We start from the raw sequence: 23,187 nt of genomic DNA on the forward strand, positions 1-23,187 counted from the left end.
GGGGCCACAGCGAACACTGCGGATAGAAGCAGGGCCGACAATCCGAGGATCGCTCCGGCGAGCGCGCTTCGCCGCCTCACTCGAAGATCTGCTTCCAACCGTCCTTGCCGGTCAGCACGGGCGCCGCCGCCCGGTAGCGGGCGCGCAGGCCGTCCCAGTCCGCCGCGACGGCGCGGTGCAGCCGGAACGACTCCGCGACCATCTCCTTGAACATCGCCGGGTCACGACGGCGGAAGGTCACCCCGCGGCCGTCCGGGGTGGACACCGTCGCGGAGTCCAGGCCGGCCAGCACGAACCACTGGGCGTTCTTCCACGGCACGTTGCGCTGCGGCCGCTCGCGCAGCGCCGGGTCCGGGGTGCGCAGGTTGCGCAGCACCCCGCGGGCGAGCCCGACCGCGGCCTTCGCCCGGCCCACCGGGGGCTTCGGGAACAGCTGGGCGCCCAGCGCGTCGAGGTCGGCGAGCGGCACCTCGGTCGCCGAGTCGAGCGGGCGGCCGTCGTCGTACTGCGCCCGCAGGGCCCGGATCTCGTCGAGCACCACGGGCAGCTTCGGGAACAGCGCCTCGGGCCCCGCCAGGAAGTCGGTGAAGCCCTTGATCTGCAGCGCGACCGCCGAGTACTCCATGAGCATCAGGTGGCGCAGGGTCCGCTTGAAGGTCTCCTTCAGCATCGCGCGCGGGTCGTCCGGGCCGTGCAGGGCCGCGGCGACGAGCCGGTTGCGGTAGTGGAAGTAGGCCTGCCAGTCCGAGGAGTCGTCCTTCTCGATGAAGGACATGTGCCAGATCGCGACGCCCGGGACGGTCGCGGTGCGGAACCCGGCGGCGCGGGCGCGCAGGCCGTACTCGGCGTCGTCCCACTTGATGAACAGCGGCAGGGGCAGCCCGAGCTGCTCCGCGGCCCGGCGCGGGATCAGGCACATCCACCAGGCGTTGTAGTCGACGTCCACACGGCGGTGCAGCCAGCGGGTCTGGCGCAGGGTGCGGGCGGCGAGGTCGTGGTGGGCCTCGGTGTCCGGGGCGGGGCGCCACAGGAACTGGTTGCGGTCGACGACCTCGCCCATGGTGGACAGCTGCGAACGCGCCTGCAGCGACAGCATCTGGCCGCCGACGAGCATCGGCTCGCGGGCGAACCGGCTGAACGCGATCGCGCGGAGCACCGACTCGGGCTCGAGCAGGATGTCGTCGTCCATGTACAGGATCTGCTCGCAGTCGATCCCGCCCGCGTGCGGGCCGGTGCCGTGCAGGACCTCGTACATGATCCGGGCGTAGCCGCCGGAGCCGCCCAGGTTGGGCTGGTCGATGATCCGCAGCCGGTCGCCGAGCGCGGCCGCGGCCTGCTCGTAGCCGGCCTCGTCGCGGACCTTGCGGGTGCCCTGGTCGGGGAGGATCACCGCGGTGATCGCCTCGAGGACCTGCGGGTCGGAGCCGAGCGCGGTGAGCGTGGCGACGCAGTCGGCGGGCCGGTTGAACGTCGGCATCCCGACGACGACCGCGGCCCGACCGGGCGCGTCGTGCGGGGCGTGCCAGCCGCCGCCGTGCAGGGTCAGGTCGGCGTCGTCGGTGGACAGGTCGAACCAGTACCAGCCGCCGTCCTCGAAGGGGCGCAGGTCCAGTTCCAGGGTGACCCGGCGGCGCCCGGAGACCACCTCACCGGCGACGACGATCTGCGACCCGTCGGCCTTGGTGCGGTAGACGTCGACGCGGCCCGAGCCCTCCAGGTCCAGGCGCAGCTCGATGCTGGTGAGCGTGGACCAGGCCCGCCAGTAGCCGGCGGCGAAGGCGTTGAAGTAGGCGCCGAAGGAGACCTCGGTGGCCGCGGGGACGGTGGCGCTGGTGCGGTCGAGGATCCGGGTGCGGCGGCCGCCGATGGTCGACACGGTCAGCGAGAGCGGACGCGCGTCCTCGTCGGCCAGCGGCTCGACCGGGGCGAGCGTGGTGCCGGGGCGCTCGTCGAGGTAGAGCGCGCGGACGGCGGTCGGGTCGGCGGGCCGGGGCAGGACCACCCGCTGCAGCAGCGTCTCGCCGCTGGTCGTCGCCGGAGTGGTGGGGGACACCTGACCTCGCTGGTCCGTCGTGGTCATCGCAGGAGCTGCCTCTGTCGTCGCGGGGGCGCGGGGGTCCCGGGCGGCGGCGCTGCCGGTCCGCCCGGGTCCGGGTGGAGTCGTGCGCGAGCGTAGCCGCGGGCGGTGCGGGAGCCGGGAGGCGGGCGGCCGGTGGCCGCCCGCGGGCGGTCTCCGACCTCGACGTGGCGGCCTGGTGGCGGGACGACGCCCCGGCCTCGTTCGAGGTCGACCTCCCCGACGACGTGGACCTGCTCGTCCTGAACTCCGCGCCCCTGGAGCTCGCCCGGTCGGGTGGCGATGGACGGCGAGCTGCTCCTCGACGACGACCCGCCCGCACGGGTGCGCTGGGTGGCGACCACCCGCAAGATCTACGCCGACGAGCTGCCGCGGATCACCCGCGCGCACCGGGAGTTCCTCGATGCCGTGCGGGGCGGGCATGGTCGATGAGGCGCGGGTGGCCCGGCTGCTCCGGTCGGTCGACGACGACATCGTCGTCGCCCGGCTCGCGGACCTGTCGGACCTGGACGCCTTCGTCGCCGCGGTCGCCGCCCGGCTCTGAGCCCTACCAGGCCGCGTCGAGGATCTCCCGCACGTCGTCCTCGGTGGGAGTGCGCGGCGCGTTGGCCGTCACCGGGTCGACGACGGCGGCGGCCGCCAGCACCGGCAGCAGCTCCCGGTCCACGCCGAGCTCGTGCAGCGGGCGCCGCACCCGGATGCCCTCGACGAGCGCGGCGATCCCGGCGACGGCGTCGGCGGTCCCCAGCGCGGCCCCGGCGCGGGCGTACGCCTCCGCCGCCGCGTCGGCGCTCCAGCGCATGACCTGCTCGTTCACCGACGCGAGCGCGACACCGTGCGGGGTGCCCGTGTGCGCGGTGACCGCGTGTGCGATGCCGTGGACCAGGCCCAGTCCGGACACGGTCAGCGCCTGGCCCGCCAGGTGCGCGCCCAGCAGCAGCTGCGCGCGGGCCTCCAGGTCGGCGCCGTCGTCGACGGCGACCGGCAGCCACCGGCCCACCAGCGCGACGGCCTGGGCGGCGGCGGCCTCGGAGACCGGGTTCGCGCCGCGGGAGGCGAGCGACTCGACGCCGTGGACGAGCGCGTCGAAGCCGGTGGCGGCCGTCGCCGCGGGCGGCAGGCCGACGGTCAGCTCCGGGTCGAGGACGGCGACGCGCGGCCGGACCGAGGCGTGGCCCAGGTAGACCTTCCGCTTGGCGCAGGTGTCCTCGACGACGCCGAACCCGTTGGTCTCCGCGCCCGTCCCGGCGGTGGTGGGGACCGCGATCAGCGGCAGCCCCGCGACCGGGGAGGACCACAGGTCGTCGGTCGCACGGGCGCCGAGGTGGGTGGCGAGCAGCGCGATGCCCTTGGCCGCGTCGAGCACCGAGCCGCCGCCGATCGCGACGACCACGCAGGAGCCGAACGCGCGCAGCGCCGTCGCGCCGTGCTCGACGGCCGTCGTCGACGGGTTGGGGCCGATGCCGTCGAACACCTCGGTCCACAGCCCGGCGGCGGTGAGGTCGCCGACGACCCGGTCGACGATGCCGGTGGCGCGCAGCCCGGCGTCGGTGACGACGAACGCCGCCGGCCCACCGAGGCCGTCGACCAGCGCGGGGACCCGGGCGACCGCGCCGGGACCGAACTCCAGGGCGCAGGTCGCCTCGACCGTGAACCCGTTCACCGGACCCGCCACCGTGCGATCGCCTCCTCGTCGAGGGTGAACCCGAGGCCGGGGGCGCTCGGGACCGCCAGCATGCCGTCGTCGCCGACGGTCAGGGGTTCGGCCAGCGGGAAGTCGCGACGCGCCGGGGTCCAGTCCGGCGGGTCGTAGGGGAACTCGAAGAACGGGCCGCCGCCGACGCCGGCGGAGACGTGCAGGTTCGCGAGCACGCCGATGCCGTTGGTCCAGCTGTGCGGGGTGAACGCGCGGTGGCGCAGCAGCGCGAGCTCGGCGAGCGTGCGGACCCGGCTCATCCCGGCCGCGAGGACGACGTCGGGCTGGTGGACGTCGAGGACGTCGTCGTCGAGCAGCCGCAGGAGCTCGCCGAAGGAGCGCTGCATCTCCCCCGCCGCGATCCGCAGGCCCGGGTTGTCGGCGCGCAGGGTGCGCATGCCGTCGGTGTCGGCGTAGGGCAGCGGCTCCTCGACCCAGAAGACCCCCAGGTCGGCGAGTCGCCGGACAAGGCGGCGGGTCGCGGCGAGGTCGGTCGCCGGGGCGACGTCGCCGGCCATCCGCCACGCCTGGTTGAGATCCACCATGATCGCGAAGTCCTCGCCGAGCGCCTCCCGGACGGCCGCGACGGCGCCGATCCCCTCCTCGACCCGGTCCCGGTCGATCCGGATCTTGACCGCACGGAAGCCCTCCTCCGCGACCCGGTGCGCCACCTCGGCGCGCTCGGCGGGCGGGCGCAGCACGCAGAACGACGCGTAGGCGGGCACGGCGTCGTGGGTACCGCCGAACAGGGTCGCGACGGGCAGGCCGGCGACCTTGCCCGCGAGGTCCCACAACGCCGCCTCCAGCGGCCAGTAGTGGCCGCCGTGCAGCGCGCAGGTCTCGATCGCGCGGACGTGCCGGGCGATCGCGAGCGGGTCGGTGCCGACGAACAGGTGCCGGTAGGCGTCGAAGCCGTCCATGGTGTCGCCGGAGCCGATGCCGACGACGCCGTCGTCGGTGTGGACGCGCACGATCGTCGCGTCGAACACGGTGCGGGGCTCGGGGTCCCAGGCGGCGCGCAGCGGCGGGTCGAGCGGGAGGCGCACCCGGTCCAGCATGATGTCGGTGATCTTCATCGGGTCCGGGTGGTGTCGGGAGCTGGTTCCGGCTCGGGGCGCGATCGGGGGCGGTGCACCCCGAGCCGGTTGGTCCCCGAATGTAGGAAGTCGGCACACCCGCGGCCAGGGGCGAACGGGAATCGAGATCATCGTTGCGCTGAGGGCAACCGGGACTAGCGTCACCGGTGTGCACAACGGCTACGGGCTCGGCCGCGACGTCGCGCTGCTGGAGGCGCTCGCCTCGGACGAGGCCGTGCGCACCGACGGGTTGGGCGTCGTCGCCGTCGCCCGGCTGACCGGGCGGGAGAAGAGCCAGGTCTCGCGCGCGCTGCGGGCCCTCGCCGACGCCGGGCTCGTCGAACGGGACGAGGACACGCTCGTCTACCGCCTGGGGTGGCGGCTGTTCTCGCTCGCCGCGCGGGGCACCGACAGCCGGCTGACCGCCGTGGCCGAGCCGGTGCTGCACCGGCTGGCTGCCGAGACCGAGGAGACCGTGCACCTGTGCGTGCTCCGCGACGACGCGCTGCTGACCGCGCGGACGGTGTCCGGGCACTCGTTCCGCACGACCGGCTGGGAGGGCAGGCGCGCGCCGCTGCCGTGCACGTCGGCGGGCCGGGTGCTGCTCTCCGACGCGACGCCCGACGAGCTGTTCGTGCGGTTCGGCGCCGTCGAGGACCTGGTGCCGGACTACCCGCACTCCCGGGTCCGGACGGTCCCGCAGCTGTGGCAGGCGATCCAGGAGGCCGCCGAACGCGGCTGGGCGGTGTCCCACGAGGAGTTCGAGCCCGGCGTGGCCGGGGTCTCCGCACCGGTGCGCGACTTCCGCGGCCGGGTCGTCGCGGCGCTCAACGTCTCGGGCCCGACCGCCCGGCTGGACGGCCGGTTCGACGGGACGGGCCGGGCGACGGCGGCCGCTGCGGCCGCGGTGTCGGCGGAGCTGGGGTGGACGCCGGGGCGTTCCGCCCCGTGATCAGTCCTCGGCCTCGGTGCCCGACAGCGGGCGCCCCTCGGTGAAGTGCGGGACGAGGCGGTTCTCGTACATCGTCAGCGCCGACCCGATGGCCATGTGCATGTCGAGGTACTTGTAGGTCCCCAGCCGCCCGCCGAACAGCACGCCCCGGTTCGCGGTCTCCTTGCGGGCCAGCTCGCGGTAGCGGTCCAGCTTCGCCCGGTCGTCGGGGGTGTTGATCGGGTAGTACGGCTCGTCCCCGGACTCGGCGAAGCGCGAGTACTCCCGCACGATGACCGTCCTGTCCTTCGGGTAGTCCCGCTCGGGGTGCATGTGGCGGAACTCGAGGATCCGGGTGAAGGGGACCTCGGCGTCGTTGTAGTTGATCACCGAGGTGCCCTGGAAGTCGCCGGTCGGCTCGACCGACATCTCGAAGTCCAGGGTGCGCCAGCCCAGCTCGCCCTCGGCGTGGTCGAAGTAGCGGTCCAGCGGTCCGGTGTAGACGACCGGCACGTCGGAGGGCAGCTGCTCGCGCACCGCGAAGTAGTCGGTGTCGAGCACGACGTCGATGTTCCCGTGGTCCGCCATCCGCTCCAGCCAGGCGGTGTAGCCGTCGGTCGGCAGGCCCTCGTGGGTGTCGTTGAAGTAGCGGTTGTCGTAGGTGTAGCGGACCGGCAGCCGGGTGATGATCGAGGCGTCCAGCTCGGTGGGGTCGGTCTGCCACTGCTTGGCGGTGTAGCCCTTGACGAAGGCCTCGTAGAGCGGGCGCCCGACCAGCGAGATCGCCTTCTCCTCGAGGTTCGCGGCCCGCCCGGTCTCGACCTCCGCGGACTGCTCGGCGATCAGCGAGCGCGCCTCGTCGGGGGTGTGGGCCTTCCCGAAGAACTGGTTGATCAGCGCGAGGTTCATCGGGAACGCGTAGACCTGCTCGCCGACCCGGGCGAAGACGCGGTGCTGGTAGTTCGTGAAGCTCGTGAACCGGTTGACGTAGGCCCACACGCGCTCGTTCGAGGTGTGGAACAGGTGCGCGCCGTACCGGTGGATCTCGATCCCGGTCTCCGGCTCGGCCTCGGAGTAGGCGTTGCCGCCGATGTGGTTCCGGCGCTCCAGGACCAGGACGCGCTTCCCGAGGCCGTCGGCGACGCGCTCGGCCACGGTGAGTCCGAAGAACCCGGACCCGACGACGATCAGGTCGTAGCTGCTCAGGTCGTAACCGTTCAGGTCGGCACTGTCGACGCTCACGGCCGTCGAGGGTAGGGCAGGCGTGATCCGGGGCACCCGGCGGCTTCGGTACCCTCGGACGGGGCCCGCCGAAGCGGACTTATCCGGCACCACGGAGGTCCGGATCTCCGGACGGCGCGCATCTTCCGATCGTCGACGCCGCGGAGCCGCGAATCGACCGAGAGGCGGGACACGCTGTGAGCTGGCTGTCGGCCGGTCCGCTGCTCGCCCTCGCCACCGCCTGGGTTGTTCTCCCGGGGCTGGCGATCAGCCTCTCGGCCGGCCTCCGCGGGCTGACCGCCCTGGGCTTCGCCCCCGTGCTGTCGGTCGGCGTCATCGCCGGCTCCGCCGTCGCCGCCGGGTCGTGGGGTGTTCCGTGGAGCCGCGCGGTTCCGATCGAGGCCACCCTGTGGCTGGTCGGGGTGGTCGTCGCAGCCCGGCTGCTGTACCGGCCGCTCGCCGCGTGGTCCGTGGTCTCGGACCCCGCCTCGTGGATGCGTGCGCTCCGCCGCCCGTGGACGAGGGGCGACCGCGACGGCTACTGGGTCGCCGGTGCCGCCGTCCTCGGGATGACGCTGGCCGGCCTGCTCGGGCTCCGGACCGTCGCCGCCGGAATGGGCTCACCGGACGCTCTGTCCCAGACCTTCGACGCCAACTTCCACTACAACGCGGTGGGCCGGATCCTCGACCGCGCGAACGGGTCCGCCCTCGACCTCAGCGGACTTGTCAACGCCAGCTCCCCGTACCCGGCTGCGTGGCACGACCTCGTCTCGCTCCTCGTGCCGCACGCCGGCCCGTCCGCTGCGATCGTCATCGCGTCGAACATCGCCGCCGCGGTCGTCTCCGTCGTGGTCTGGCCGCTGTCCTGCCTGGTCCTGGTCCGGACGGTGGCGGGCCGCTCGGCCGCGCTGACGCTCGTGACGCCCGTCCTGTCGGTCGGGTTCCTGGCCTTCCCGTGGACCTTGATCACCTACGGGGCGCTGTGGCCGAACCTGATCGGCGTCGCGCTCCTCCCGGCGGCGCTGGCGGCCGTCGTCCGCGCCGCCCGGCCGGGGGGTCCGCCGGACATCCCCACGGACTCCGTCGGCCGGCTGTTCCTCCCGCTCGTCGCCGTCGCCGCTCTCGCACTCGCTCATCCGAACGCGGTCTTCGGCCTGGTCGTCCTGTCGCTCCCCGCGGTCCTGTGGGGCGTCGTCGGCAGCCTGCGGCGGGCCGGATCCGCGGGGACGTGGCAGGTCGTCCGTGTGGCCGCGATCGGGGGGACGAGCCTCGTCGGCATCGGCGCCGCGCTCCACACGATGGTGCTGTCGCCGCAGTTCGACAGCATGCGGAGTTACTACTGGGAGCCCGAGCGGACCGTCCGCGAGGCGGCCGTGGACGTCCTCGTCCAGTCCTCGGGTGGTTCCGAACCTGCCTGGGCCCTCGCGCTCCTCGTGACCGCGGGCGTCGTCGCGAGCCTGCTGCGGGCCCGCACGTCGTGGCTCGTCCCCGCCTACCTCGTCGTCGCCGGGCTGAGCGTGGTGTCGGTGACGACGTGGTCGTCGGTGTGGACGGGTGTCTGGTACAACGACGCCCCCCGAGTGGAGGCGATGGTTCCGGTGATCGCCGTGCCTCTCGCCGCGATCGGGCTGCGTGCCCTCGCTCTTCCCGCCGCGGTCGCCCTGCGCACGACGGCCGGATCGCTACGCATCGAGGGGTCCCGTCGGATCGCTGTCACCGCGATCGTGGCGGTCGTCGTCGGCGGTGTCGTCGCGACCACGGGCGGGATGTACCGCGCCACGCACGCGGACCAGCTCGCGGCCTTCTACCAGCATCCCGAGGACGTGCTGCTCCGGCCGTCCGTGGAGCGGCTCCTCCTCGAGACCGGTGACCTCGTCCCGCCCGATGCCGTCGTCGCGCAGAACCCGTGGGCGGGTACCTCGATGCTGCGTCCGCTGACCGGCCGCCGGGTCCTGTTCCCCCACCTGCACGGCGAGTGGAACCCGGCGCAGGAGCTGATCGCGCAGCGGCTCCGGGACGTGGCGAACGACCCGGCCGTCTGCGGGTCCCTGGCCGCCTCCGGCGTCGGGTACGTCATCAGCGCCACTCCGACGTACAAGATCTCCGACCCCCGCTCCTCGGCCTACCCCGGACTCGACGACCTCGACGCGGTCCCCGGGTTCGAGCTGCTCGCCCGGGAGGGGGACGCCGAGCTGTTCCGCATCACGGCCTGCCTGCCCGACCACGTCGTCGATTCGTGACTCGCCCGGGCGGGCCACGGGCGACGGGCACGGCAGGCGGTACGGTCTCGCCCGGCCCGGTAGCGACCCGGTCCGGAGGTCCGGACGGCCCACGGGGCTGCTGGGAGACAACGGGAGGAGCCGGGCGATGACGTGGCTGTCCGCGGTACCCGCCGCAATGGTCGCGATCCTCGTGGTGGTGCTGCCGGGTCTGCTGGTGGCCCGCGCGGCGGGATGGCGGGGCGTCACGCCGTGGGGCCTGGCGCCGCTGCTGTCGGTCGGGCTCATCGGTGGCACGGCGATCGTCGCGCAGCGTCTCGGCGTCGCCTGGTCCCTGCTCCCCGTCGCGGTCTCGACCATCGGATCGGCACTGGTGGTCGCCGTCGTGCGGCTGGCCGTCGCCCGGCGACGCCCCGGGGACGTGACCTACCGCGGCGTCCGGGCCGCGATCACGCACGCGGGACCCGTACGTCGTGTCCGGGCGCTGGCCGTCCGGCTCGCCACACCCGCCGGACGCTTCGCCCGCACCCCAGAGCCGGTGACCCGGGCGCTGCCCACCGCATGGCCCTCCGCAGCCGGCAGGGAGGGACGGGACGGCGGGTGGGCCGGCCCCGCGGCGTTCCTGGGCACGGCGGCCGCCGCGGTGCTCGGCTGGATCACCGTCGTGCGGGGGTTCGGACCGGTCGATGCGATCTCCTCGACCTACGACGCCGTCTTCCATTACAACGCGGTGGCCCACATCATCGCGACGGGCGACGGGTCGTCGCTGACCCTGGGGAACCTGAGCGCCCCGGGGCGGTCGGACGTCGCCTACCCCGCCGCGTGGCACGACCTCGTCGCCCTGGTCGCCATGGTCTCCGGTACGACGATCCCGGTGGCCACCAACGTCACTGCCTACGCGGTTGCCGCGGTGGCGTGGCCGTTGTCGTGCTTGATGCTCGTCCGGCAGACGATCGGGCGCTCGCCGGCGGCGTTCCTGCTCGCTCCGGTTCTGGCGACGGCGTTCACTGCACTGCCGTGGCTCCTGATGTCGTTCGGCGTCCTGTGGCCCAACCTGCTGGGCCTGGCCCTGGTTCCGGCCGGACTCGCCGCCGTCGTCACGCTCGTCGGACTCGCTCGTCGCCCGGTGCTCGGCAGGGTCGGCGCCCTAGTCCTGCTCGTCCTCTCCGTTCCTGCCCTCGGCCTCGCGCATCCCAACGCCGTGATCAGCCTCGCCGTCCTCGGTCTCTGCCCGATGCTGTGGGCGGCCCTCGGCACGGCCGTACGGGTACGCCGTGTGGTCGACGTCTGGAAGCCGCTGTCGGCACTCGCCGGGGCGGCCGCGGTCATCGCCGGGACCGTCTGGTTCCTGGCCGCCTCCCCCTTCCTAGCCGGTGTGCGCAAGTTCGACTGGCCAGCGTTCACCACCACCGGGGGCGCGGTCGAGGACATGCTCCTGAACGCTCCGAGCGGCCGGCCGGCGCTGTGGGTGGCCTCGGTCCTCGTGCTCGTGGGCGCGGTGTCGTCCCTGCGACGGGCCAGCACGGGGTGGCTCGTGCCCGCGCACGCCCTCTCCGGCTTCCTCTACGTCCTGGCGGCCTCGCAGGAGAACGAGCTCACGACCGCGCTGACGGGTGCCTGGTACAACGACTCCTACCGGCTCGCAGCCATGGTCCCGATCAGCGGGGTCCCCCTCGCCACGATCGCCGTCCTCGGCGTGTCCGCGGCGACGGTACGACTGGTGTCCCGGTTGACGGGTCGCCACCACCCTCGCCTCCGCAGACGGCGCGCGGTGATCCCCGTGGCGGCGGTCGCGGTGACGGCGCTGGCCGTGCTGTCGAACGGGCTCGAGATCGGGACGCACGCCGATGTCCTCGCCGGCCCCTACCAGCAGCCGGCGAGCCCGATCCTCGTCCCCGGCCAGCGCGAGTTCCTGGAGGACGCGGGCACGCTGCTCCCGCCCGGCGCGGTCGTCGCCGCCAACCCGTTTACCGGTAACGCCCTGCTGTACGCCCTGTCCGGACAGGACGTCCTCTACCCCCACGTCGGCGGGAACTGGGACCCCGACCGCATGGTCGTCGCCCAGCGTCTGCGCGACGTCGCGACCGATCCGGAGGTGTGCTCGGCGGTGACGGCGACCCGGACCACCTATGCGATCGACGGTCCGGTGCACTTCTGGCCGTGGGACGGACGGGCGTCGTCGTATCCGGGGATCACGCAGCTGGCCGAGGCCCCGGGCTTCGAACCGATCACCTCGGGTGGGGGGTACGAGCTCTTCCGGATCACGGCGTGTGCCGCCCCGGTCGACGGGCAGCCCTGACCGATCCCGGGCATCTGACGGTGTCGCCCTACCCTGGACGACCGTGACCTCCGGCCGGCAGCATCCGACAGAGCCCGCGGCCGCCGGTGTGCCGGTCGTCGGGCAGGGACGCTCACTGCTGTCCCGGCCCGACGCGCAGACCCATGTCGTCCCGCTGCCGATGCGGTCCCGCGGTCTCGTGTCGACCGCGGGTATCGTCGCGCAGGGCCTGGTCCGGTTCGGGTACAGCGTGATCATCGGACGGTCCCTGCCCGCCGGCTTCCTGTCCGCGACGAACAGCGCCATCTCCACCGCGCTGCTCGCGAGCCTGCTGTGGCCGACCTCGTTGGGTGCGGCCGCGGCGAAGTTCCTCGCCCGGGAGTCCGCCGACCCTGAACGCCGGGCCGGCCTGATGCACCACCTCGGATCGTGGTGCCTCGCGACGTCGGGGCTGCTAGCGGTCGCAGCCGGCCTGGTGACGTGGCTCTGGCTGGCACCGGGCCAGGCGGGCACCGGGGTGCTCGTCGGGCTGCTGACCGTCGGCTGGTCGACCTACACCTACGTCCGGTCCGCGCACTACGCGACGCAGCGGGTGCTCCGCGCGACCGTCGGGGACGTCGCTGCACTCGTCGTGGCGGTTAGCGGCCTGCTGGTCGTGCTCGCCGCGGGCGCAACCGACCTGATCCTGGTCCCGATCACGGTGGGCTACCTCGGCTACGCGGTCCTCGGGTGGCCACGGGGCAGGCGCACCGTGTTGTCCGCCGAGCTCCGCGCCGAGATCCGCGGGTTCGTCGGCTGGGGTGTCGTCGGATCGCTGACCACCGCAGGGTTCCTCCAGCTCACGATGGTCATCGCACGTCAGACCGGGGACCTCCGGGGAGCCGATGCGTACGCCGCGGCGCTCACACTGGCCACGCCGGCCTCGATGGTGTCGTCGGTCCTCAGCCTCATCCTGCTGCCGGCCCTGTCGGGCGCCGTGGGCCGCGGCGACGTCGAAGAGGCCCGGCGGCAGACCGACCTCGCCCACCGCGGGCTCATCGTTCTGATCGGGGCGGCGTTCGGGGCCCTGGTCCTGGGCGCGCGGGCCGTGGTCGACGTGGTCTGGCCGGACCTGGAGGGTGCCATCCCGGTGCTCCAGATCCTGCTCCTCGCGAGCTTCCTGCTGACCTCGGCGACGGCCTGCACGGAGTCGCTGAACTCGATGGATCCGACCGGCCCACGGACCGTCGGGACAGTCCGGCTGGTCGGGTTCGCGGTGGGGCTGGCCGTGCTGTCGGTGTCGGTCGGGACCGGCTCCGTCACCGGCATCGCACTCGGCTATCTCTGCGGTATGGCCGTGGTGGGGCTCGTCCCGTTCGCGCTGGTCTGGTGGCGGCAGGGCCAGCGGTGGCGGGGGTTCACGGTGCGTGTGACCACCGGGTGCGCACTCGTCGGCGGCCTGGAGGCGGCGCGTGAGCAGTGGAGCCCGCACGGGGGCACCGACCTCGTCGCCGTCGCCGCCTTCCTGCTGCTGTGGGCGGCGCTGTTCGGCGGGGAGACGGCGCGGATCCTGCGGCCGGGGGCAGGGGACGGCGGCACCCGCAGCGGGGGCGAGGCCACCCCATAGGCTGGGCCGGTGCGCGTGATGAGTGTCGTCGGTGCCCGCCCGCAGTTCGTGAAGCTCGCCCCGGTCGCACAGGCCCTGGCGGGTCGCGCCGAGCACGTCATCGTGCACACGGGGCAGCACTACGACCACAACATGAGCGACGCCTTCTTCACCGACCTCGGCATCCCGCACCCGGACCACAACCTGGGCGTCGGATCGGGTTCGCACGGTGCCCAGACCGGCACGATGCTCGCCGGGATCGAGGAGCTGATCGGGGAGACCGCACCGGACTGGGTGCTCGTCTACGGGGACACGAACTCCACCCTCGCCGCGGCGCTGGCGGCGGTGAAGGTGCACGTCCCGGTCGCCCACCTGGAGGCCGGTCTCCGCTCGTTCAACCGGCGGATGCCGGAGGAGATCAACCGGGTCCTCACCGACCACGCGGCGGACCTGCTGCTGGCTCCGACGCCCACCGCGTCCGAGCACCTCCGCTCCGAAGGACTGGCGTCCCGTACCGTCGAGGTCGGTGACGTCATGACCGACGTCCTCCTCCGGGTCCTGGCCGCCGGAGCCCACCGCCCGCACCCGTTGCCGGAGGTCGAGGGGACCGACTACCTCGTCGCCACCGTGCACCGGCCCGACAACACCGACGAGCCGCACCGTCTGCGGAGCATCGTCGAGGGGCTCGCCGGACTGGACCGGCCCGTCGTCCTGCTGGCCCATCCGCGCCTGCGCGCGGCGGCCGAGCGGCACGGCATCACGCTCGACGTCGGGGCCCTCCGGCTGTCTGACCCGCTGGGGTATCCCGACCTGGTCGCGGCGGTCGGCCGCAGCACCGGCGTGGTCACCGACTCGGGGGGCCTCCAGAAGGAGGCGTTTCTCCTCCGTGTGCCCTGCACGACGCTGCGGCCCGAGACCGAGTGGGTGGAGACCGTCGACCTCGGCTGGAACGTCCTGGTGGACGAGGGTTTCGAGCGGCTGGGGGAGATCGTCGGACGGGCAGCCCCTGCCCCCACCTCGGCGGCCCCCTACGGCGACGGTGACGCCGCCCGCCGTGTCGTCGACGCCCTCGAGCAGCACCACGCCGGGCGGGCGACGATCTGACGCCGCAGCCGCACGGCTCAGGCTCCTCGCGCGAGGACACCCTCGAGCTCGTCGGCGACCGACCGGCCGGTCGAACGGAGCGACGCGTGCGTCCGGGTCCACTCGACCAGGTGCGCGGAGTCCGGGGCCCCGGCGTCCAGCATCTCCAGCATCCCGTCGGCGACGGCGCGCGAATCGTGTCCGACGGCAGCGCCGAGCCTGGCGTCGCGGACCATGTCGGCGGCGGCGCCGCGGCCCGCGTAGAGCACGGGAGTGCCGCAGGCGGTGGCCGCATAGATCTTCGTCGGTCGGGCGAAGTCGTAGCCCTGCCCCGGCACGATGCTCACCAGGGCGGCGGTGCCCCGGCGGAGCTCCTCGGCCGCCCGGACCGGCGGGACCACTCCCCCGAACTCGACCGAGCCGGCCGGGAGCTCGGCGGCGAGTCGCCGCAGTTCCGGCTCCGCGGACCCCTGCCCGAAGAAGCGCAGACGGGCCTCGGGGTACTTCTCCCGCACTAGGGGCAGCGCTCGGACGAACACCTCAGCGCCCTGCCACTCCGACATCGTGCCGGTGTAGACGAAGACCGGCTCACGGGTGACCGCGGGCTCCGGGGAGAACAGCGTCGTGTCGATGCCGTTGGGGACGACGGCCACCCGGTCCGGCGCGACACCGAGCGAGAGGACCCGATCCGCTACACCGTCGGACACGGCGATCACCCGCACTGCGCGCCGGAGCGCGATCCGCTCGAGCATCCGCATCAGCGCCACGACCGGGGCAGCGGCCCCCGCCGCGACGAGGGCGTCGCTCCACACGTCGGCCGCGTAGTACACGTAGCGGGTACGACGCAGCAGCGTCGCCAGGGCCACGACTACCCCGGTGCTCGGCGGTGGCTCGACCACGACCAGGTCGGCGCCACGGCCGGCTGCCAGGCGCCCCAGGAGCGGCACGTCGAAGCTCGCGTACTGGAGGTAGCCGCGGACGTTCCCTCCGGCGTCACGCATGACCGGCCACCGGGAGACCGAGGCCCGCTCCTCCGGTGGGGGCCCGGCCGACGCCGGGGGCCTCGTCGTGACCACCCTGACCTCGTGTCCGCGCTCAGTGAGCGCATCGGTCAGCGCGGCCAGCCGGAAGGCGGCGGCCCCGACCTCGGGGCGGAAGAGCCGGGTGGCCAGCACGATCCTCATACCGGCAGGTCCGCGGCCATCCGCTCGGCGGACCCGAGCACCCACTCGGCCGTCCGCAGCGTCTCCAGCCCGTCGGCGAGCGAGACCGTGTGGTCCCGCAGTCCGAGGACGGCGTCGCGGAACGCCTCGTGCTCGACACGCAGCGGCTCGGGCTTCGGGATGGCGAAGCGGGTCACGTCGCCCTCGCTCACACCGCGGAAGTTCGCCACCGAGTCCCATTCGGTGTCGATCACACCGTTGCCGTGGAAGGTGAGGTCGGCGGTCAGGGTGTCCGCGACGAACGCCCCCTTCGACCCGGTGACGATGGTGACGCGCTCCTTCATCGGCGAGAGCCAGTTGACCAGGTGGTTGGTAATCGTCCCGTTCTCGAGGCGACCGGTCACCGCGACCATGTCCTCGTGGGGGCGCCCCGACCGGGTCGTCGTCTGTGCGGTCACGGCGACGTACCGGGACTGCGCGAGCCAGCTCGTCAGATCGATGTCGTGCGTGGCGAGATCCTTGACCACGCCCACGTCCGCGATCCGGGCGGGGAACGGGCCCTGCCGGCGGGTGGCGATCTGGAAGACCTCGCCCACCTGCCCGTCGGCCACGCGGGTGCGCAGTGCCTGCAGGGCGGGGTTGTACCGCTCGATGTGGCCGACCGCACCGACCAGTCCGCGCCGGGCGAAGGCCTCGACCAGCCGCTCACCCGCGACGACGCTGTGCGCCACGGGCTTCTCGACGAGCGTGTGCACCCCGGCCTCGGCGAGGGCGAGCCCGATCGGCTCGTGCATGGCGGTCGGCACAGCACAGACGGCGACGTCAATCCCCGCCGCGATCAGTTCCTCTACCCCGTGCAGGACGGGCAGCGGGCCCGCGACGCCATGGGGGTCGCCGTCGGCGTCGGCGACCGCGACCAGGTCGATCCCCGGGAGCTCACGCAGGACGCGCGCGTGGTGCCGACCCATCATCCCGAGACCGATGAGCCCCGCGCGCAGGTTCGCCATCACGCACCCGCCTTCGCAAGGGCGTTGACCGCGGTGACGACCCGGTCGCGGTCCTCGGCGTCGAGCGAGGGGTGCACGGGCAGCGACAGCACGGTCCGGCACACCCGGTCGGTGACCGGGAGCGTGTCCGACCGGCCGAACGAGAGCAGCCGGTGGACCGGAGTCGGGTAGTAGACGCCGCTGCCCACGCCGTACTCGTCCCGGAGCGCGGCCACGAAGCCGTCGCGGTCGTCGGGGACCGTGATCGTGTACTGGTGGTAGACGTGCCGCACGCCCGGCCGGACCACCGGGGTCCCGACCCCCACCAGGTGCTCGTCGAAGAAGCGCGCGTTGTCCCGGCGGGCCTCGGTCCGGCCGGGGAGGTCCACGAGCTGGACCCGGCCGATCGCCGCGTGGAGATCGGTCATGCGGGCGTTGAAGCCGACGACCTCGTTCTCGTACTGACGCTCCATGCCCTGGTTGCGCAGCAGCCGCACCCGTCGGGCGAGGTCCTCGTCGCCGGTCGAGACCATCCCACCCTCGCCGGAGGTCATGTTCTTGGTCGGGTACAGGCTGAACATCGCGAAGGCGCCGAACGTGCCCACCCGCTGTTCGCCGATGGCGGCTCCGTGGGCCTGAGCCGCGTCCTCGTACACGTCGTGGCCGTGGCGCGCGGCGACGTCGGACAGGGCCGTCATGTCGGCGGGCTGACCGTAGAGGTGCACGGCCAGGACTCCCTTCGTCCGGCCGGTCACGAGGCTCTCGACGTGCGCGGGATCGAGGCAGTAGTCGTCGGCTCGGATGTCGGCGAACACGGGCGTGGCACCCGTCAGCGCGACCGCGTTGGCCGTCGCTGCGAAGGTAAAGGACGGGACGACGACCTCGTCGCCAGGACCGACGCCGGCCGCGAGGAGCCCGAGGTGGAGGCCCGCCGTGCCCGAGTTGACCGCGACCACGGGCCGGCCGTCGAGCAGGTCGTCGGCGAACTCCTTCTCGAACGCCCCGACCTCTCGGCCCTGGGCGAGCATGCCCGAACGGAGCACGGCGTCGACGGCGGCGCGCTCGCCGTCACCGATGATCGGGCGGGCTACCGGGATGAACTCCTTGCTCACGCAACAGTCCTCGGTTCGTCGACGCACGGGCGCCTCGACAGTAGTCGGGTGGCCCCGGGCGCTCGTTCCCGGCCCGCGAGCGTCATGCAGTCGCCGACATCGGTATCGTGACCTTAATGTCTGTTAGATCCGCATTGAGCACCGTCGCAGCCACTCCGGTCGCCGTCCGTGTCCGGCGCCGACTCCTGTTCGGGGGCACCGCACGGTACTGGGAGAACCGGTACAGCCGCGGAGGGAACTCGGGGGCGGGCTCGTACGGCGCGCAGGCGCGGTGGAAGGCCGACCTGGTCAACCGCTGGGTGCGTATCCACGGTGTGGAGTCCGTGATCGACCTCGGCTGCGGTGACGGCAGCCAGCTGTCCTTCGCCGACTATCCGAGCTACCTCGGTCTGGACGTCTCCCCCGCGGCCGTCCGGGCGTGCGTGGACCGGTTCCGCGACGACCCGGGCAAGAGCTTCCTCTGCTACGACCCGGCGGCGTTCGACGACTCCGCGGGCTGGCTGCGCGCGGATCTCGCCCTGTCGCTCGAAGTGGTCTTCCACCTAGTGGAGGACGAGATCTTCGAGGGCTACATGCACCGGCTCTTCGACAGCGCGCGACGGTTCGTGGTGATCGGCTCCTACGACACCGAGACACCCGCCCCCGCACCGCACGAGCGGCACCGCTGCTTCACTGGGTGGGTGGCCCGCAACCGTCCAGAGTGGGTCGTCGAGGACCGCGCCGACCCGCCGGCGGGTGTGGACCTGGGGTCGACCTTCGTCCTGTTCCGGCGCAGCGCTCAGGACCCGGTGAGCTCGCCGTCCACCTCGCGGTAGGTCCTCCCGCTCAGCGGGCAGACCCAGAGACCGTCCTCCTCGCGCAGCGGGGCGCCGGCGTGCCCCACCCAGCCCACACGACGCGCCGGCACCCCGACCACCAGCGCGTGCGGCGGAACGTCACGGGTGACCACCGCCCCGGCGGCCACGGTCGCCCACGCCCCGATGTGCACCGGCGCCACACATACGGCCCGGGCCCCGATCGAGGCCCCCTCGTCGACGGTGACACCGACGGGGTCCCAGTCGGCGGCGCTCTTGGGGGTACCGTCGGGGTTGACCGCACGGGGGTGGGTGTCGTTGGTCAGGACTGCGGCCGGGCCGACGAACACCCCGTCCGCGAGGCGGGCGGGATCGTAGACGAGCGCGTAGTTCTGGATCTTGCAGTTGTCCCCGACGCGGACACCGTTCCCGACGTAGGCCCCCCGGCCGACGACACAGCCCCGGCCCACGACGGCGTCCTCGCGGATCTGGGCGAGATGCCAGATCCGGGCGTCGTCGGCGACCGACGCGGAATCGGCGATGTCGGCACCGGGTGCGATGTTGCTCACGACAGGGCCCTCCCGTAGAAGTCGTCGAACAGTCGTCCGATCGCCTCGGACCCGAGCCGCGGGAGAACCGCGGCCCGGAAGTGCTCGGGTGGGACACCGTCGAACCGGGCCCGTGCGGCGACGAGTGCCTCGGCCAGACCGCCGACGGAGTCGTCGGCGACGACGGTCCCGACCGTCTCGTCGACGTAGTCGACGAAACCGCCCTCCCCGGTGAGGACCACGGGACGCCCGCCCGCGAGGGCCTCCGCCCCGGAGACCAGAAATGTCTCGAACGCCGTGGGCAGGAAGAAGAGCGCGTTGCGGGCGAGGTGCTGCGCGACCCCCTGCGGGGGCACCGACCCGACGAGCCGCACCCGGTCCGCGACGTCGAGCGCGCGGGACCGTTCCTCGACCTGCGTCCGGAGCGGCCCGTCCCCGACCCAGGTCAGGCCGACGTCGACCCCGCGGTCGACGAGCTCCCGCACGGTCTCCACGGCCAGGAGCGGCCGCTTGCCCGGGACCAGGCCCCCGACCGCCACCAGACCCCAGCGCCCACCGGCCGGAGCGGGAGTCGGCTGGGCCGGGACGTCGACGACGCACGGCACGACCTCCACGGCGTCCAGGCGGGTGAACGGTGTGATCCTCTCGGCCAGCAGTGAGGACACCGCACTGACCCGCCGGGGCAGACGCAGCAGGTGCCGCGCACCGGCGACGCGACGCCACGGCCCGTCGACCCGTTCCGGGAAGCCGACACCGCTCCAATGCTCCGAGTGCACCCAGCGCCGCATGATCACGGGCGTCAGCGGGGCGAGGGCGCCCACGGTGGAGAACGCCATGCTGTGCACGACGTCCGCCGGACGCAGGAGCCCGGCTAGCGTCCGGAGCGCACCGGTGGCGTGGAGCGGCAGCCGTGGGTCGACGGGCACCCGGACGACCCGCAGCCCCCGGTACTCCTCCTCCACGACCGCACCGCGACCGCCCAGCCGCAGGTGCACCACGGTGACGTCGTGCCGACGGGCGACGGCCGTCGCGTGCGCGACCACGAAGGGCGCGGTCGCGGGTGAGGCCCCGTCCGGGAACCAGGTCGTGACGACGGCGACCCGCACGGTCAGGGCGCCCCGACAACGCGCAGCTGCACCCCGGCCCAATTCTCGGCGTCCAGCATCCGGCGCCCGTCGACGATCGTCCGCACCCCGGGGAGGTCGGCCGGCCCGAGTCCGGCGTACTCCGCGTGGTCGGCCTGGAGCACGGCGGCGTCGACCGGCTGGCCCGTCCGGTAGGGCTCGAGCCCCAGTGACCGCAGCTCGTCGTCGGTGTACAGCGGATCGTGGACGAGGGGTACGGCTCCGGCCGCGCGCAGGGCATGGACGGTCGGGAAGACACCGGAGAACGCCGTCTCCTTCACCCCTCCGCGGTAGGCGGCGCCCAGGACGACGACGCGGGCACCCGTCAGGTCGCCGTGCGCTCCGGCGAGCACCCCGACCGTGTAGGCGGGCATGTCCGCGTTCGCCTGGCGGGCCGCGCGGACCACCGACGCGTCGGGGTCGTTCCACAGGTAGAGGCGCGGATACACCGGGATGCAGTGCCCACCGACCGCGATGCCCGGCCGGTGGATGTGGCTGTAGGGCTGGGAGTTCGACGCCTCGATCACCTGGTGCACGTCGATGCCGTTCGCGGCCGCGAACCGCGCGAACTGGTTCGCGAGCCCGATGTTCACGTCGCGGTAGGTCGTCTCGGCGAGCTTCGCGAACTCGCCGGCCTCGGCCGACCCCAGGTCCCAGACGCCGTTGGGCCGGGCGAGGTCGGGACGCTGGTCGAACTCCAGGACTGACTCGTAGAAGGCCCGGGCGCGCTCGGCACCCTCGGTCCTGAGCGCGCCGACCAGCTTCGGGTACTTCCGCAGGTCGGCGAACACCCGCCCGGTCAGGACCCGTTCGGGAGAGAACACGAGGTGGAAGTCGACGCCCTCGAGCAGGCCCGAGCCCTTCTCCAGCATCGGTTTCCAGCGCTCGCGGGTGGTGCCGACCGGGAGGGTGGTCTCGTAGGACACCAGTGTTCCCGGCGTGAGGTGGCGGGCCAGCTCGTCCGTGGCCGCATCGAGCCATCGGAAGTCGGGTCGCGCCTCGTCGTCGACGAACAGCGGCACGACGAGGACGATCGCGTCGGCCCCGGGCACACCGTCGGCGTAGTCGGTGGAGGCGCGCAGGCGGCCCTGCGGGACCAGCGTAGCGAGTGCCTCGCCGAGTCCGGCCTCACCGGGGAAGGGCTCCGTCCCGGTGTTCACGTGGTCGACGACCCGCCGGTCGACGTCGAGTCCGACGACGTCGTGTCCGCGCGAGGCGAACTGGGCGGCCAGCGGCAGACCGATCTTGCCCAGTCCGATGACGGCGATCCTCACGGCGCTTCCTCCGGTCGGGAGCTGGCTGACGGGCCCGAGCCTAGAGGGGCTGACCGACCGTCCGGTCCACCCCACCCGACGAGCTGCCGGAGGCCGGGCTGCGCGGCGTGCCGCCCCGGGGCGGCGAGCCCGCGGCCGTTCAGCCGACGACCGTCGCCGCGCGCGGGTGCCCCGGCCGGTTCACCGGGTAGGCCGGCGCCCGCCCGCACAGGACGTCGATCACGTTCCGGACGGTCTTGCTGCGGATCTCGACCTCGGAGTCGACCGAGTACCAGGCGCAGTGCGGGCTCAGCAGTACCTGGTCGAGTCCCCGCAGCGGGTGGTCCGGCGCGATCGGCTCCGCGGCGAACACGTCGAGCCCGGCCCCGGCGATGCCGCCGGTGGTCAGTGCGTGCAGGAGCGCGGCCTCGTCCACCACCGGGCCGCGCGCGGTGTTGACCAGGTACGCGGTCGGCTTCATCGCGGCGAGGGCGGCGGCGTCCACCAGCCCGGTGGTCAAGGGCGTCAGCGGTGCGTGCACCGACACCACGTCGGCGCGGCGGTACAGCTCGGCGGGGCCGACGAACTCCACCCCGGCGTCCGCGGCGACGGCGGCGTCGGTGTGCGGGTCGGTAGCGAGGACGGTCATCCCGAACGCCTGCATCCGGGTCGCGAGCCGGCGCGGGATCTGCCCGAACCCGACCAGCCCCAGGACGCGGCCGCGCAGCCGCAGCAGCGGTCCCGCGGCGGCGTAGTCCCAGCCGCCCGCCCGCATCGCCCGGTCGTGCCGGCCCAGACCACGGGCCAGGCCGAGGATCATCCCGGCCGCGTGGTCGGCGACGTCGTCGAGCGAGCCGTCGGGCACGTTCGCGACGACGATCCCGGCCTCGGTCGCCGCCGCGACGTCGATCGTGTCGAGGCCGATCCCGTAGCGGGAGATGACCCGGGTCCGGGGCAGCCGGGCGATCACGTCGGCGGTGAGCTGGGCGTACTGGTTGATGATGCCGTCCGCACCGGCGCAGGCGGCCACGATCTCGTCCGGGGTACGGGTACGGGCGGCGACGAACCGCAGCCCGGCCTCCTCCACGAGGGTCCGCTCCAGGTCGAGGTCGGGGAACTCGTAGTCGGTGACGACGACGGTGGGCACGGCGGTCACGCTCCGAAGGAGTGGTCGAGGTCCTGGTGGTGGGCGAGGTCGACGACGCGGGTGAACTCGTCGTAGGTGTGCCGGGTGGGCCCGCCGGCGAGCGAGCCGGTGGCGGCGATACCCGCGAGCGCGTCCGCGGCGGCGCGGGTGGCGGCGAACAGCGTGGTCACCGCGAAGAGCGCCAGGTCGAAGCCCAGCTCCTGCAGGTCCGACGCCGCGAGCCGGGCGGCGTCGGTCCCGTCGACGAGCGAGACGACCTTCGGCCCGGGGACCCCGGCGGCGATCTTCTCCACCTCCGCGACGGTCTTCACCCCGTCGACGAAGACGAGGTCGACCCCGGCGTCGGCGTAGCGGGCGGCGCGCTGCAGCGCCTCGTCGACACCGGCGGACTGCAACGCGTCGGTGCGGCCGATGATCACCAGGTCGTGCTCGCCGCGGGCCCGGACGGCGCAGCGCAGCCGCGCCGCGTTCTCCTCCGCGTCGATCAGCCGGACACCGGCCATCTGGCCGCACCGCTTCGGCGCGACCTGGTCCTCCAGGTGGATGGCCGCCACCCCGGCCTGCAGGTGCTCGTGGACGGTGCGCTCGATGTTCGACGGACCGCCGTAGCCGGTGTCGGCGTCGGCCACCACCGGGATCCCGACCGCCCGGGTCATGTTGCGGGCGTGCTCGGTCATCTCGGTCTGGCTGAGCAGGCCGATGTCGGGGGTGCCCAGACGGCTGGCGGTCGCGCCGAAGCCGGTCAGGTAGACGGCGGGGAAGCCGGCGGCCTGCACCAGGCGGGCGGTCACCGAGTCCGCCGCGCCGGGGGCGAGCACGATGTCCGGCCCGGCGAGCAGCCGGCGCAGCGCGCCGGCGGGGCTGGGAAGCATGATGGCTCTCCGTTTCCGGGTG

General features: G+C 73.5%; 19 protein-coding genes. 7 read left to right on the forward strand and 12 right to left on the reverse strand.

The window, feature by feature from the left end; genetic code table 11:
- Positions 1 to 76: 76 nt before the first annotated feature.
- The gene (locus KPF22_RS29285) at positions 77 to 2,080 is read right to left on the reverse strand and encodes a glycosyltransferase (protein WP_224403924.1); all 2,004 of its coding nucleotides are present in this window, start codon (positions 2,078 to 2,080) and stop codon (positions 77 to 79) included.
- Positions 2,081 to 2,359: 279 nt separating this feature from the next.
- Between KPF22_RS29285 and KPF22_RS29290 the strand changes: the two genes are divergently transcribed.
- Positions 2,360 to 2,509, forward strand: a complete 150-nt coding sequence (locus KPF22_RS29290) for a hypothetical protein (RefSeq protein WP_224403925.1) — start codon at positions 2,360 to 2,362, stop codon at positions 2,507 to 2,509.
- Positions 2,510 to 2,624: 115 nt separating this feature from the next.
- Here KPF22_RS29290 and KPF22_RS29295 read toward each other — a convergent pair whose 3' ends face one another.
- Both KPF22_RS29295 and KPF22_RS29300 read right to left on the reverse strand, forming a co-directional pair.
- The gene (locus tag KPF22_RS29295) at positions 2,625 to 3,752 is read right to left on the reverse strand and encodes an iron-containing alcohol dehydrogenase family protein (RefSeq protein ID WP_224403926.1); all 1,128 of its coding nucleotides are present in this window, start codon (positions 3,750 to 3,752) and stop codon (positions 2,625 to 2,627) included.
- Positions 3,737 to 4,849 carry a mandelate racemase/muconate lactonizing enzyme family protein gene (locus KPF22_RS29300; protein ID WP_224403927.1) on the reverse strand — a complete coding sequence of 371 codons (1,113 nt, stop codon included), beginning with the start codon at positions 4,847 to 4,849 and terminating at the stop codon, positions 3,737 to 3,739. The genes KPF22_RS29295 and KPF22_RS29300 overlap by 16 nt, the downstream gene beginning before the upstream one ends.
- Before the next feature lie 169 nt (positions 4,850 to 5,018).
- On the opposite strand from KPF22_RS29300, the gene KPF22_RS29305 reads away from it, so the two are divergent.
- Positions 5,019 to 5,801 carry an IclR family transcriptional regulator gene (locus KPF22_RS29305; protein ID WP_224403928.1) on the forward strand — a complete coding sequence of 261 codons (783 nt, stop codon included), beginning with the start codon at positions 5,019 to 5,021 and terminating at the stop codon, positions 5,799 to 5,801.
- Here the strand turns inward: KPF22_RS29305 and glf are convergent, their stop codons facing one another.
- Positions 5,802 to 7,022, reverse strand: coding sequence for a UDP-galactopyranose mutase (glf, locus tag KPF22_RS29310; protein ID WP_224403929.1), 1,221 nt, complete (start codon positions 7,020 to 7,022; stop codon positions 5,802 to 5,804).
- A 176-nt stretch (positions 7,023 to 7,198) separates the two neighbouring features.
- Here glf and KPF22_RS29315 point away from each other — a divergent pair, with 176 nt between their 5' ends.
- The 4 genes from KPF22_RS29315 to wecB all read left to right on the forward strand — a co-directional run bounded on the left by KPF22_RS29315 (position 7,199) and on the right by wecB (position 14,187).
- Positions 7,199 to 9,241 (forward strand): DUF6541 family protein, encoded by a 2,043-nt coding sequence (locus KPF22_RS29315; RefSeq protein WP_224403930.1) that lies wholly within the window; start codon positions 7,199 to 7,201, stop codon positions 9,239 to 9,241.
- Positions 9,242 to 9,368: 127 nt separating this feature from the next.
- Positions 9,369 to 11,519 (forward strand): DUF6541 family protein, encoded by a 2,151-nt coding sequence (locus tag KPF22_RS29320; RefSeq protein ID WP_224403931.1) that lies wholly within the window; start codon positions 9,369 to 9,371, stop codon positions 11,517 to 11,519.
- Positions 11,520 to 11,562: 43 nt separating this feature from the next.
- Positions 11,563 to 13,104, forward strand: coding sequence for a lipopolysaccharide biosynthesis protein (locus tag KPF22_RS29325; protein ID WP_224403932.1), 1,542 nt, complete (start codon positions 11,563 to 11,565; stop codon positions 13,102 to 13,104).
- Between the two features lie 18 nt (positions 13,105 to 13,122).
- A complete protein-coding gene (wecB, locus tag KPF22_RS29330; RefSeq protein WP_224404001.1) occupies positions 13,123 to 14,187 on the forward strand; it encodes a non-hydrolyzing UDP-N-acetylglucosamine 2-epimerase in 1,065 nt (354 codons plus the stop codon).
- 17 nt (positions 14,188 to 14,204) lie between these two features.
- On the opposite strand, the gene KPF22_RS29335 is transcribed toward wecB, so the two are convergent.
- From KPF22_RS29335 to KPF22_RS29345, 3 genes are read right to left on the reverse strand one after another with little or no spacing between them, the layout of a single operon-like run.
- Positions 14,205 to 15,350 (reverse strand): glycosyltransferase family 4 protein, encoded by a 1,146-nt coding sequence (locus KPF22_RS29335; RefSeq protein WP_224403933.1) that lies wholly within the window; start codon positions 15,348 to 15,350, stop codon positions 14,205 to 14,207.
- The gene (locus tag KPF22_RS29340; protein WP_224403934.1) at positions 15,347 to 16,336 is read right to left on the reverse strand and encodes a Gfo/Idh/MocA family protein; all 990 of its coding nucleotides are present in this window, start codon (positions 16,334 to 16,336) and stop codon (positions 15,347 to 15,349) included. Before KPF22_RS29340 ends, KPF22_RS29335 begins: the two co-directional genes overlap by 4 nt.
- Positions 16,336 to 17,427: a DegT/DnrJ/EryC1/StrS aminotransferase family protein gene (locus KPF22_RS29345; protein ID WP_224403935.1), complete on the reverse strand. Its 1,092-nt coding sequence runs from the start codon at positions 17,425 to 17,427 to the stop codon at positions 16,336 to 16,338. The genes KPF22_RS29340 and KPF22_RS29345 overlap by 1 nt, the downstream gene beginning before the upstream one ends.
- Before the next feature lie 116 nt (positions 17,428 to 17,543).
- Between KPF22_RS29345 and KPF22_RS29350 the strand changes: the two genes are divergently transcribed.
- The gene (locus KPF22_RS29350; protein ID WP_224403936.1) at positions 17,544 to 18,242 is read left to right on the forward strand and encodes a class I SAM-dependent methyltransferase; all 699 of its coding nucleotides are present in this window, start codon (positions 17,544 to 17,546) and stop codon (positions 18,240 to 18,242) included.
- On the opposite strand, the gene KPF22_RS33430 is transcribed toward KPF22_RS29350, so the two are convergent.
- The 5 genes from KPF22_RS33430 to KPF22_RS29375 all read right to left on the reverse strand — a co-directional run bounded on the left by KPF22_RS33430 (position 18,206) and on the right by KPF22_RS29375 (position 23,165).
- On the reverse strand, positions 18,206 to 18,790 hold the full coding sequence (locus KPF22_RS33430) for an acyltransferase (RefSeq protein ID WP_224403937.1): 585 nt from the start codon (positions 18,788 to 18,790) through the stop codon (positions 18,206 to 18,208). The genes KPF22_RS29350 and KPF22_RS33430 overlap by 37 nt on opposite strands.
- Complete coding sequence (locus tag KPF22_RS29360) at positions 18,787 to 19,875, reverse strand: glycosyltransferase family 4 protein (RefSeq protein WP_224403938.1); 1,089 nt, start codon at positions 19,873 to 19,875, stop codon at positions 18,787 to 18,789. Before KPF22_RS29360 ends, KPF22_RS33430 begins: the two co-directional genes overlap by 4 nt.
- 2 nt (positions 19,876 to 19,877) lie before the next feature.
- Positions 19,878 to 21,167 (reverse strand): nucleotide sugar dehydrogenase, encoded by a 1,290-nt coding sequence (locus KPF22_RS29365; RefSeq protein WP_224403939.1) that lies wholly within the window; start codon positions 21,165 to 21,167, stop codon positions 19,878 to 19,880.
- A 139-nt stretch (positions 21,168 to 21,306) separates the two neighbouring features.
- A complete protein-coding gene (locus tag KPF22_RS29370; RefSeq protein ID WP_224403940.1) occupies positions 21,307 to 22,302 on the reverse strand; it encodes a C-terminal binding protein in 996 nt (331 codons plus the stop codon).
- Positions 22,299 to 23,165, reverse strand: coding sequence for an oxaloacetate decarboxylase (locus KPF22_RS29375; RefSeq protein ID WP_224403941.1), 867 nt, complete (start codon positions 23,163 to 23,165; stop codon positions 22,299 to 22,301). Before KPF22_RS29375 ends, KPF22_RS29370 begins: the two co-directional genes overlap by 4 nt.
- Positions 23,166 to 23,187: the final 22 nt, after the last annotated feature.

The sequence above is a fragment of the Pseudonocardia sp. ICBG1034 genome, from assembly GCF_020131375.1.
Classification (GTDB): Bacteria; Actinomycetota; Actinomycetes; order Mycobacteriales; family Pseudonocardiaceae; genus Pseudonocardia; species Pseudonocardia alni.